7 protein-coding genes and 4 pseudogenes are annotated in these 11,137 nt (G+C 58.2%); 3 read left to right on the top strand and 8 right to left on the bottom strand.

What is annotated here, in order from left to right; translation table 11 throughout:
* Window positions 1-124 (top strand): annotated as a pseudogene (locus ACS5Q1_RS43330) (IS481 family transposase); the annotation flags it as partial.
* A gap of 548 nt (window positions 125-672) precedes the next feature.
* Here the strand turns inward: ACS5Q1_RS43330 and ACS5Q1_RS43335 are convergent.
* Complete coding sequence (locus ACS5Q1_RS43335; RefSeq protein WP_473104025.1) at window positions 673-1,581, bottom strand: LysR family transcriptional regulator; 909 nt, start codon at window positions 1,579-1,581, stop codon at window positions 673-675.
* A gap of 112 nt (window positions 1,582-1,693) precedes the next feature.
* On the opposite strand from ACS5Q1_RS43335, the pseudogene ACS5Q1_RS43340 reads away from it, so the two are divergent.
* A pseudogene (locus ACS5Q1_RS43340) lies at window positions 1,694-2,339 on the top strand (pyridoxamine 5'-phosphate oxidase family protein).
* A 146-nt stretch (window positions 2,340-2,485) separates the two neighbouring features.
* Complete coding sequence (locus ACS5Q1_RS43345; RefSeq protein ID WP_473104026.1) at window positions 2,486-3,460, top strand: quinone oxidoreductase family protein; 975 nt, start codon at window positions 2,486-2,488, stop codon at window positions 3,458-3,460.
* Between the two features lie 247 nt (window positions 3,461-3,707).
* Here the strand turns inward: ACS5Q1_RS43345 and ACS5Q1_RS43350 are convergent, their stop codons facing one another.
* The 7 genes and pseudogenes from ACS5Q1_RS43350 to ACS5Q1_RS43380 form a co-directional block, all read right to left on the bottom strand.
* Window positions 3,708-4,004 carry a hypothetical protein gene (locus tag ACS5Q1_RS43350; protein ID WP_473104027.1) on the bottom strand — a complete coding sequence of 99 codons (297 nt, stop codon included), beginning with the start codon at window positions 4,002-4,004 and terminating at the stop codon, window positions 3,708-3,710.
* Between the two features lie 166 nt (window positions 4,005-4,170).
* Complete coding sequence (locus tag ACS5Q1_RS43355) at window positions 4,171-5,508, bottom strand: hypothetical protein (protein WP_473104028.1); 1,338 nt, start codon at window positions 5,506-5,508, stop codon at window positions 4,171-4,173.
* A gap of 127 nt (window positions 5,509-5,635) precedes the next feature.
* Complete coding sequence (locus ACS5Q1_RS43360) at window positions 5,636-7,894, bottom strand: AAA domain-containing protein (RefSeq protein WP_473104029.1); 2,259 nt, start codon at window positions 7,892-7,894, stop codon at window positions 5,636-5,638.
* 710 nt (window positions 7,895-8,604) lie between these two features.
* The gene (locus tag ACS5Q1_RS43365; RefSeq protein WP_473104030.1) at window positions 8,605-9,819 is read right to left on the bottom strand and encodes a hypothetical protein; all 1,215 of its coding nucleotides are present in this window, start codon (window positions 9,817-9,819) and stop codon (window positions 8,605-8,607) included.
* Window positions 9,820-10,061: 242 nt separating this feature from the next.
* Window positions 10,062-10,733 carry an RES family NAD+ phosphorylase gene (locus tag ACS5Q1_RS43370; RefSeq protein WP_473104031.1) on the bottom strand — a complete coding sequence of 224 codons (672 nt, stop codon included), beginning with the start codon at window positions 10,731-10,733 and terminating at the stop codon, window positions 10,062-10,064.
* A pseudogene (locus tag ACS5Q1_RS43375) lies at window positions 10,730-11,029 on the bottom strand (MbcA/ParS/Xre antitoxin family protein); the annotation flags it as partial. The pseudogene ACS5Q1_RS43375 and the gene ACS5Q1_RS43370, both read right to left, overlap by 4 nt.
* Window positions 11,014-11,137, bottom strand: a pseudogene (locus tag ACS5Q1_RS43380) (IS481 family transposase); the annotation flags it as partial. The pseudogenes ACS5Q1_RS43375 and ACS5Q1_RS43380, both read right to left, overlap by 16 nt.

Genomic DNA, 11,137 nt, shown 5'->3' on the forward strand with positions numbered 1-11,137 from the left:
CGGCCGAAGGCTGAAGACCCTCAGGGGCCTCACACCCTACGAGTTCATCTGCAAATGCTGGACACAGGAGCCCAAACGCTTCACCTTTGACCCGGTCCATCAAATGCCGGGACTGAACACTTAGTGCGGGATTGATTTTCTCGACTGAAACGATCAAGGCTGTGGTTGTTGCACTCGTCCAGCCTGCCATCCCGTGAACCCGCACAGCTAGACAGAACCGTGATGCCGTGTGTGCATGCGCCGTTGCCGTTCGGCCATCAGGGAGCGTCTCCCCGGACGGGCCAAGCGGATCTGGCTGCGGCCAGAATGATAGCGACCACATCCTAGCGCGGCTCAGTCGTCTGTGGGCTATTGATCGGAGCGACAAGAACTGCCGGTGAAGGCCCCTCGTGCGCAGGAGTTGCACTAGGGCAAGGAGGAGGGCATGGCCGCTTCGGCTCGCCCGGCCACCAAGCAGTGGCCGTCTGAACTTCATGGTTCGTAGGCCGGCAGAATTGGACGATCAACAAGGTAGGCAAGGAAGGATGAGGACCGTCTGGTTTTGGCAATCCTGAGACGCTCGAGGGTAGCAATCTTTGCGTACCCAGAACTTCCTCAAGGGCCGCTATGCCGCTGCCTGACTCGGTGCGGATGTTCACGGCTCGACAGTTGTTGCGGTCGTTACCGGAAGTTCTATGAGAGGTGGTCCAGCCGCTCTTGTAATCGGGGTGGGGCGAAGTCGAGAAAGGCCCGCATCTTCAGCGGCAGTGCACCACGTCCGGCATGGAGTAAGTGGATCGGCAGCGGGGCTGGCTCGTACGCCGACAGGACGATTTCGAGCTTCCCGTCCGAGACGGCCTGCTCACACTGGTAGTGTAGCACCCGGGTGACACCCACGCCCTGCACCGCAGCCCACACCGCCGCCTCAGCCGTCGACGTGATCAGACGCGGTCGCACCGCCACCTGAGTGGCGGCTTTGGCACCTCGACCCTGGAAGACCCAATTGGATTGGGCTGCCAGCATGTCAAAACTCACACATGGCATGCCGGCGAGATCGTCCGGTGTCTTCGGATACCCATGAACGCCAAGGAGCCGCGGACTGGCGCAGACGACGGTCCTCATGCTGCCGACGCGGGTCGCGATCATGCTACTGTCCGGCAGGGAGCCGATCCGCACCGCCATGTCAACGTGATCGTCGATCAGGTGAAGGTTCCGGTCCGACAGGACCAACCGCACATCGATCTCAGGAAACGCATCAAGAAACTCCGCTACAATGGGTAGCAGGTGAAGACGGCCGAATAACACCGGTGCCGTTAGGATGAGTTCGCCTCGGAGCGTGATGAATTCGCCCGCCGCCATTCGCTCGGCTTCATTCACCTCTTCCAGAATGCGCCTGGCCGCAGCGACATACGCCGTGCCGGCTTCGGTGAGGCTCAACCTGCGGGTCGTGCGAATGAGCAATGGCGTGCCGAGATGGGCCTCCAGTTCGCTCACCTTCCGGCTGACCGTCGGCAGCGGCATGCGCAATTCCCGCGCCGCGGCCGAGAAGCTGCCTTTCTCGACCGTCAGGAGCAGGATCGACATCGCTTCAAGGCGGTCCACCGATTCTTCCATATTTTGAGAGAGTCATTCTCATAAATAATCGATTATGCTTGCCAGAGTAATGGATAGATTGTCCTCGCCGAGCATCTTCTGGCTCCCGAAGGAGAAGTTCATGCCTTATGGTTTTCTTGACATTGCCATTACGCCGAGCGTTCGTGCTGCGCAGGCCGCGATGGGCAGCGACCACCTCTGGCAGGACTTCAAGGGACATCGCGCATTCAACAAGTTCACGCAAGCCGAAGCCGATTTCATCGCCCAGCGGGACAGCTTCTACATGGCCACCGTCTCGGAGAGCGGATGGGCCTTGTCCACACCGGGGCGGCCCGACAGGCTTCCTGCGCGTCTTGGATGAGCAGCAGCTGGCCTGCGCCGACTTTCGCGGCAACCGGCAGTACATCTCCCTCGGCAACCTCGCCGCCAATAACCGGGCATCACTCTTCCTGATGGACTATGCCGGGAGGCAGCGGCTGAAGATCTACGCCCGGGTCGAGGTGGTCGACCTTGCGGATGCGCCGGACCTGGCGGCTGAACTCACCCATCCCGAGTACAAGGCCAGGATCGAACGAGCCTTCGTCTTCCATCTCGAAGCATTCGACTGGAACTGCGCGCAGCATATCATGCCACGCTTCATGCTCCCCCAGATCGAGGAGGGGCTGGGTGCCATGCGGGATTGGATCGCTCACCTGGAAGCAGAAAACGCCTCCTTGCGGGCAAGGCTCGAGCCTGAGGAAGCAAGATGGCAATACATCCATAGTTAGACTTACCGATACAATTCGCCGAGGTTCGAGAAACTCATGCGCCCGCACCCGGAACTTCGAGGCAGGGACTGCTTTTCCTCCCCCTTGCGGACCGTCCGTAGTCTCCTAAGGTAAAGCCACGATCGATCACGGAAGGGAATCGCACCATGCCTCACGCCATTCGCTTCCATGAGACCGGAGGGCCTGACGTTCTCGTCTGGGAAGAGGTCGATGTCGGCGAGCCCGGACCGGGAGAAGCCCGCATCCGCCACACCGCCATCGGCCTCAACTACGTCGATACCTACGTGCGGTCTGGCTTGTATCCCACGTCCTTGCCAAGCGCCCTCGGCACCGAGGCGGCGGGTGTTGTCGAGGCGGTCGGAGCCGGTGTCTCGGATGTGAAGGTCGGCGATAGGGTAGCCTATTCGGGAGGTCCCCAGGGAGCATACGCCGAAGAACGCATCATGCCGGCAGATCGCTTGGTTGTGCTGCCGGACGGCATCTCGGATCAGCAGGCGGCTGCGATGATGCTTAAGGGGATGACAGCACAGTACCTTCTCCGGCAGACCTACAAGGTCAAGGAAGGCGACACCATCCTGTTCCACGCCGCTGCCGGTGGGGTCGGTCTCATCGCATGCCAATGGGCCAAGGCGCTAGGCGCGACCGTCATCGGCACCGTCGGCAACGACGAGAAGGCCGAACTCGCCAGGGCCCATGGCTGCGATCATCCCATCGTCTACACGCGGGAAAACCTCGTCGAGCGGGTGAGGGAGATCACGAACGGCAAGATGGTCCCGGTGGTTTACGACTCGGTTGGCAAGGACACGTTCTCCGCCTCGCTGGATTGTCTTGTTCCACGAGGGCTCATGGTGCTCTTTGGACAATCCTCCGGTGCGGTCGAGCCGGTCGATCTCGGGATTCTGGCCCAAAAGGGCTCGCTCTACGTGACACGCCCCACCTTGCGGACTTATGCGGACAAACGGACCGATCTGCTGGCCATCGCCCGCGACCTGTTCGACGTCGTCCTCTCGGGCACGGTCAGGATCGAGGTCAACCAAGCGTATCCGCTGCGGGAGGCGGCGAGGGCCCATCAGGATCTGCAAGCCCGCAAAACCACTGGATCGACTGTCCTGACCGTATAGGATCTTCCCGGACGAGGCGCCAGCCCCCGCCGCGGCATCCAGGCTTACGTGCTCTTGGGTCTGCATAAGGTCGTTGAATGAAAACTTCTGCCACGATCGCGGGGGCGCGCGTTGCCCGGCAGGACCGGGCCAATCCATCGATCGCCTGCACCACACCGTCGAACTGACGGTATGCGGACCGCTGAACGGAATGTCGGCCAAGGACCGCGCGAGAAAGTCGCGTGTAGGCCGTAAAGACTCCAGCCTGTCAGCGATCACAGGAGCCCTCAACCGCCGGAATGGTCTCGAATATCCATGAGGTATGGGATTCGAACTTCAGAACCCGTGCTTCAGCAGGATTGTTCGGGGTCAACGCCGGTGCGGCCGCGGACATAACCGAACGACAGGGCCGAGGCAATCGTCCGATCCGCTGCTCAAGAATGTCCTGCTCGACGAGAAGCGCCCTGATGACAGCGCGTGGATCGCCACCGAAGTCCTCTATGACGGCAGTAACCTCAACTTCCAGCTCGCCTTCGTCGTTTATAGGTCGAACCTGGTCGGCCATGTCGCCTTCCTCCTGAGACGTGAAGGTACCGATTCAGGCACCCGAACGCTGTTGAGCCGTTCTGTGTTTGTTCATAGACTGTGGAACGTGGGGAAAGTCAGTTACCATGAGAGTAGACACCCTCACACGGGTGTCTACCAAGACACGTCAGCTTCAAGAGCAGTTGTCAAACCAACCGTGTTTCGCTCGATCGTTCATATAGCCGCATGAGTGCATCATCCACGCTGGATGGCCGCGGCTCCCGCATTCTTCTCCAGGCGGGGATGTTTTTCGCTGGGCCAGCGTCGGAGGAGTAATCGAGCAATGATTTATACTCGTAAAGGAGGTCAAGATCATATGCAGGGTCGGCTCTCAGAATAAGCTCACGGCGCGACGTGCCCTTTGGCCACTGCAGCAAATCGATGATCTGAACATATTGGCGCCGCTGCTCGGGGGTCACTTGACCTTCGACCATATAATCGAATTTGGCCAGACCATCCAAGTCATCATCGCCATAGCTGCTACCTTCATGTTTGAGCATGAATGTATCGACGAATTGGAGACGTAGGCGAACCCATGGCCATACTAATCTTCGGTCATGCTCGTTTAAAATATGGTCCCAAAGCATACTTTTTGTGTTGGCAATGAAAGCTTTTCCTCTGCCATAATACTTCATATCGATGTTCAGGTTTTCCTCTTGCTCATCCGCCGGCAGATCGCCATGCCATACGGCCTTCGCCCATGCTTTGTAATCGTCTTCAGGCATTTCATCGATAGGAAGCACTACCCTGAAGTTGCGGATCCTTTCGAGTTTTGGGTACAGAAGAGTCAGCTCGGGCGGAAACCGCTCCTCGTCACACGGGTCCGAAAAGTCATAGCAAGCTCTGTTTTCGCTCGGTTGCTCGAGGCCACCGGCTGAATTTTCCTCAAAACTCACAAACGCATTTTGCTGCGCGATCTTCTCAGCCTGTTCCTGCTGCTCGGCCTCCAAAGCAGCCTCGCCGCTAACAGAAGATCCAAACGTCGGATGCTCTTGACCCGCAGCGTTGTCGCCGGGGTTTGGACCCGCAGGGGCGTGCTGTTCAAAGCCGACAAGCGATTCCAATGTCGTGTAATTAACGTTGATATGGTCAACGCTCACGACTGGACCCAAGGGGCTCACTCCGCGCATGATATCCATGACTGAATTTTTCGTCACTCGGACCTTAGCCCGCGACTTGCGCAGCAGGCGGGCCTCAGACCGGACAGTAACTTCTGTCGAGTCGTCCATACGTAAAACGTGACGGTAGCTTGGTAGAAGGACCTCAGCAATTTGGCTATCATACTTTCCACCGACCGTAACCTTGTCGACAAATTCGATCTGCTGACGAATCATCAATTCATTGTCATCGCATTGCTTATTGATCCGCTGGTAGGCTGTGGCGGCATCCACCCGCAGCGAGGCAATTTCGGTCAGTTGGCGCTTCAAGGCATTGCGCCAAGCCTTCGGCCGCATCTTGCCCCATGGATAAGGAAAAGAACTCATGTCTTTCTTCTCGCGATTGTCTTAAATTTGAACTCTTAGTTCTGCGGTGCTTGCCCTAGAGCAGGCTGAAACTAACGCTGCTGCGCAGTCGTTGGACCCGGTAATTTTGAGGGCCTGTTAGACGAACTTACGAGTACCTACTCATGTCATTGAGAGTGCGGATTAGTGCCTTTTGCTCCGGTCGATCCGCAATGTCACTGACATCCACTAAGTCATGAGGAAAGTCGGTGACCCTCCAGCCAGCGTACCGCAGTTGCTCTTTCTCGGATGCCTCTTCAAGCTCGTTGACAGTGCCAGTGAGATAAATCATGCCGATATACTTCCAATCGGATCCGCCTAACCTTCTTGGCCCCTTTCGAACCATAAGTGCGCGGCCGAACCGTTTGACCGTGTAGAGCTCGGGGGCGAGGTCCTTCGCAAGTGCGCTCTTAAACTCCTTACCAGCGAGCGCCTGGTGTCCTGCTTGGGCAGCATGAAGATGAAAGCGGAGAGCCTCCACCCCTTTACTGCCCGTCATCGGTAAGCTTGTTGCCTCATAAGCGCTGAACACTGATGTTCGATAGCGAGCGCGGGTCATCGCCACGTTGACACGGTTCTCGCCATGTGGGGCAGATATAGGACCCAGATTCCGGTGATATTCACCGGTCTCGGTGCGTCCATACGTCAGCGATACAAAAATCGTATCGCGCTCTTCTCCCTGAATGTCCTGGATGGTTCGAACGAACAGATTCGCTGTCGCGGGAATCGCCGCGTTCCCGTTGTCGCTTTCCAGAAGCGTTTTTATAAGGGCGCGCTGAGGTTCGTTCATCGTGATGATACCGATTGTGTAGCCAGGATTCTCTCTGATCTGAGCGCGAACCGCCTCTACGATCGCCTCGGCTTCCAAGACGTTCGTTCGTGACTTGCGATCATAGACGCTTTCGACATAGTGATAGTGAAGCCCAAACTTGTCCGACGGGAGAGGCGATGGAACTGTTCGCAGTTCGGTATCGTATTCAAGTCGGTTAGGAGTATCGATCAACGACGGGTGCCGTGAGCGGTAATGACGTTTGAGCATCTTGCTCTGAAAGCCCACCTGTTCGGCGGCAGACAAGAGATTCATTGATAACATATCGTCGGTATCGATTGTGCCTGTGATAGATGTGGGAGGATTCGGCGGCATTTGCTTGCTGTCGCCGCAGACGATGATCTGCTTCGAAGCACCAATAGCCGAGGCCGCTGATGATAAACGCATCTGAGACGCCTCGTCGACTATGAGCATGTCGAAGCGCCAGTCCTGTGGTATGTACAGAGCGAAGGCCTGTGGCGAAGTCAGAATCGCTTGGGGACGAGCCTGCACCGAGCAAGACCTCAGCATGCTCTGAATATCGGAGTTTGCGGTAACTCTAAGTCGGCTGGCGATACTTGCCTTGTCGAGCCCTGTGCCCTGAAGCATGAGCGCTGGAGCGGAGTAGTCGGTCTTCTTGAGGCGGTTCCAAACGACTTCGATTGCATTCATTTTTTCTGCCATAAACAGAACGGTTTTTCCGTCGGCTACTCCGTTGGCAATCATGTTGACAATGGTTTGGGACTTTCCTGTACCCGGCGGACCCTGGACCACGATTTCCGGACACCCGCGGCGGACGAGTGTGATGATCTCATCTTGAAAGCTGTCACGGCTGGCCGCCTGCGCGTTTTGCGATTGAAGGGCCAAAGGTTGCCATGCTGGCGGCTGGTTTGCGGCGAGTGCGGCGGCATCGTTTGCGACGGCTAAGCGCCGAAGCGTCGTATGCGTCAGCAGGTGAGGGTGTTTTTCGGTATCAAGCCGGTCGGCCATCGCCTGACCAGTCTGGGGAAACAGTCCAAATACGGCGCGGTCCTCGAAGCCAGCGAATTCGTTGAAACTGGTAGCCCGTTTTTCATCAAGGGGATCTTGCGGTAGACGCTCTTTACGAACAGCGATGTTGCGGAGAAGATATTCGTTAACTTCGTCGGGAAGCGATGCACCTCGCATCAGGATGCGATCAGGCCCGACCACCAGTTGAACGGGTTTCAGGACCAGCGGAGCATAATACATCTTCCCGCTTTTCGGATGATTCCAGGCGGCGACTCCAAGGCCAAGTCGGATGGCTGAGAGTCCTTGCCGATCCTGCAGCAAGGCATCTTCTTCCAGGATCTCGCAGAGTATCTCGCGGGCGAGCGGTAGCGAAACTTGTGTCTCGATGTCTTTGCCGATCTCAAGAACCTGCCCGGCGTCAAGTGCACCTCGTAGTGCACGCGCAGATCCCTGCAGAACTAGCATCCGGCGACTGCCATTAGCTGGCAAATTGATAAGCCTGTTTCTAGGAGAGTTGTCGTAAAAGCTGAGGCGCATGGCCTCAATGCGGGCATGGAGAATATCGGACATGGAGTGTCTTGCAGTATGCGCTGCATGGAGCCTCGCGTTCGGGCTTCCGTCAGCAGCTTTTGGAAGTGGAGTGGGCCGCGTCCCGAGGGGCAGCGTGGCCCAATGCTTCAACGGCGTTGGAGAGCCCGATCAGGGATCGATCCGTCCTTGGAGTCGTCGCGAGAGGTCTAACCAGCTATGGAACTCTGGTGACGCGTCAAAGCGCGCCCTTGGCTCGGCGTTGCGCAACGCCGGCGGCAACCCTCGTTGGCGCGGGCTTTCTGGAATCGATGCGCTGTCAACTTGAAGATCGCGCGGCGTCCTTACGCGCAAGACTTCGTTTATTAATGAATTACTTGTGTAACTCTGGCAGGACGATGCAAGTGCGAGGGCAGGGGAATTTTTGATCACTGAAGCCATCCGAGTATGGGATGACCTGCATTGGATTCGGCACGGGCAGGACTAACGGAACGCACCCCGCGAGCCCCTTCCCTGCAGGGGCCGCCGCGGGGACCCATCTGCACAGTGACCGGGGGATGTGGCCTCAAAGCCCGATCAGAATCCCAAGCGCTCTACGTCGCCATGACAACACGGGTCGTGTGAAGTGGCCGCCCGGTCGTATGAACGAGCATTATCAACGTTATATATTTGTGTCAAGCGGACCTTAGGCTTACCGATAGTAGGGTGCATTCCGGAGTTCATTTGGACAAACCGTACTTGCCCTGTGATGATCAGCCCCTCGGCTGCGTCTCGGCGCCGTTGACCCGCAAGGACCCGCCCGTGCCGGTGAATCGGGAAGTGTCAAAGTTCACGTTCCCCAGTTTCCAGGACTGAAGGACCACGGACGTGCTCCCGATCGTCTTCGGCTTCACCCCGCCCTCGATAGCACGTTCGATGGTTAGGGTCTTACCGCTCCAGTCGAGCAGCAGGCGGTCTTCCGATCCGAAGCCAGCCTGGTCCCACAACTCTCGTGGCAGTCGGATGACGGTGTAGAACCGATCCGAACGCTTGGCATCGGGGATCGACTTGACCACGACAGGCGCAGAGCCCGCCTTTGACGCGGGTACCGGGTGCCTCTTGGGACGTTGGCCCTGCTTGGGTGGCTTCTTCGTCTCCGCCGCTATCGGTGCAGGCTCTCCTTCCGGATCGGCCGCTTGGTCCAATCCTTGCAGGAGATTAAGCTGCAGTGCCGGCGACCCCTCAACCCCTGTCGCTTTGGCTGACGGCTTCAAAGCCTCCCCAGCAGGGGTGGAAACGGTCGGGATGCATTGGATCGCGCTGGCAACCTCCCGCAGGCTTCCGGAGATCCCCTCTACCGACTGCACCATCAGAGGCGTCAGACGAGCCATGGCCTCGATCTGCTGAGTGCCAAGAGAGACCAGCTTGCCCATCTGCTCAGCCATCAGGTCCATCGTGGAGCGAAGGCTTTTCAGCTCGGCGGCCATTCCCGTCAGGGCCTGTTCCACCTCGGGTGACAGGGCAGGGGCTGGTGCGACCTGCTGGGGCACGTCCGCAGCTGGTGGGCGAGGGGCCTGCACTGGCTTGGGGCGAAAGACCTCCGCGGCGAGGGCTTCGGGCTTGCCCAGGTGGCGCGCCAGGATATCAGCGGTGTCTCGAGACCGCTTGTCTGCAGGAACGGTCAGATGACTTGAATAGTTCGCACCCTCTGGCGACCTGTGGTGCCGAACTTCGTCGCGCTGGCTCGGCTGCTGAGCTCCATGGGGTCTCGCCAGACAAGCCGAACACAGATCATGGGCGCGATCGCGGGCGAGAAGCCAGCCGCGGTCCTTGAAGTAGCCTTTGACGAAATCGTCGCCCACAGACGTGCTGGACTCGTAGGTGTCGGTCTTATGGCATCCCGAGCATCGGGCAGTAAAGCGGTACTTGGAGGGAGTTCCACCGGTACGGGTGATCTGCGGCTCGAACTGACGTGCGATGCCGGGCATCTGGCAAATCCTGATCGTTGAAAATGAATTTCAGGCGGGGAGACGCAGCGTCATCGCTCCACACAGAAACAAACGTTAAGGGATGCACGAATTAACATCCCTTCCGCCAAATGCCAACCAAAGGCAGTCCAGCGGTTCGTTGGTGCTTTCTCGGGCATGAAGAAGATCATGCCGCTTGCTAATGCTACCAATGGGGAGAGGTGTCCGCTAGCAAAGACCTCTTGGCTCGATGATTTCTCCGTCTAAGCGGCGGTGAGTTTCCGCACGTCAATTCGACGTCCGAGAGCCGGAACGCGTATCTCGAAATGATCAGCCTGCGTGACATCGCGAATATTCGTGGGCCGATGTGCAACGATGTTGGTTCCTCCACGGCGCCGCAAACTGTCGTAGATGATGCCAGCCTCACCTGCACGACGGATCGCTTCGCCGAATTGCTGCGAGGCATCGTAGCGATCAGGCGCATAAACATCGGCGCGCTCTGTCTGTTGGCCGCGAATATCCAGGTAGACACCATGCAGTCGTGCTGAATAGCTTCGATAGACCCGTGTCAATTCCGGAAGGCTTCGTGCCACCGCCTCGCGTCGGAGGTGATGGCCGACTTCTGCTGCTGCCGTTTCGATTTCGCTGGTAGCGTACCAGGCCCCGAGGTCGGGCGAGTTGAACCGCATGCCGGCGGGGCTGACGTGCAGGAACGCCGCCATCACGATGCTGGCGTTTGGTCGGCCATAAACCCATTCCTGTTGGGGAAGGCGGGCAATGCGGCTGGCCACCAGCCGGTCATTGGTCCACCCGACCAAGTCCATGACCGCCGACAGATCGGCAGGCGTTGCAACCGTGTCGAACAGGCCAATGGGCGGAAACTGGGACGGGATCAGGCGATAAGTCGGGTAAGGTGCTTCAGAGACCTTGGTCACGAAAATTGGATATCCGTATCGTCATAAGGGATGAAGTTTCGGTCTACCTCATTGGGCTCCATGTACAGGCCGCCACGGGCCGCATCCAAAAAGCGCCGTACGGTCAGGAGGCTGTCCTGGGTGCCATCAGTCATAAGTTCGATCGGCGGATGACCTCCAAACACCGTGGCCTGATGCGGCCCGCGAAGCCATGACAAGCCCTCCTGTTCCGTTTCGAAAAGGATTCGCAGCGCTTGATAGATCCCGAGAACTGCCGAGATCCGGGTCAGGACATCGGCGTCTAGGTGTTCAGTCCCGGCATTTGATGGACCGGGTCAAAGGTGAAGCGTTTGGGCTCCTGTGTCCAGCATTTGCAGATGAACTCGTAGGGTGTGAGGCCCCTGAGGGTCTTCAGCCTTCGGCCG

Source organism: Microvirga sp. GN3, from assembly GCF_055792825.1.